Here is a 656-nt window from a genome sequence, read left to right as displayed (position 1 = left end):
AAGTCGTTGGGGGAGAGGGTGATCGAGTCGGGGATGACGACCAGTCGTCCGCCGTGGAGTAGCGGGCTCCAGATTTCCCATACGGAGACGTCGAAGGCGAGTGAATGGCATTGTGCCCAGACTTGTTTCGTCGCGGGTGTGGGGCCGGTGTTCAAGGTTGTCAGTAGTTGGGTGATGTTGTGGTGGGTGGTCGCTACGCCTTTGGGGGTCCCGGTGGTGCCGGAGGTGTAGATGAGGTAGGCGATGGTGTCCGGGCGTGGCGCTGGTAGTGCGGTGCTGGGTTGGGTGTCGATTGCGGGGTCGTTGACATCGATGATCGGTATGTCGATTCCGTCGAGTCGTCCGGCCAGGTCGGCGGTGGTGATCACGGCCGCGGGGGTGGCGTCGGTGAGCATGAATTCGATTCGTGCTCTTGGGTGTTCGGGATCGATGGGCAGGTAGGCGGCCCCCGTCTCGAGTACCGCGGTGATGGCGGTGATGGCTTGTGCCGAGCGTTGCATCAGAAGTCCGACCACGCATCCGGGACCCACCCCGTGGTCGGTGAGCAGGTGCGCCAGCCGGTTCGCGGCTTGCTCGAGCTGCCGGTAGGTCCAGGAGTCTTCGCCGCAGCTGAGTGCTGTCGCGTTGGGCGTACGGGCCACTTGCGCGGCGAACAA

The 656-nt window shown here is 64.0% G+C and carries 1 protein-coding gene; it reads right to left on the bottom strand.

The features are described 5' to 3' along the window. Positions 1-656: AMP-binding protein (locus tag ACPCUW_RS35145; protein ID WP_423429694.1), on the bottom strand; the 656-nt coding region annotated here is incomplete at both ends.

It is taken from the genome of Nocardia sp. AB354 (assembly GCF_049538315.1).
GTDB lineage: Bacteria > Actinomycetota > Actinomycetes > Mycobacteriales > Mycobacteriaceae > Nocardia > Nocardia nova.
This window is presented reverse-complemented; position numbering and strand designations above follow the sequence as displayed.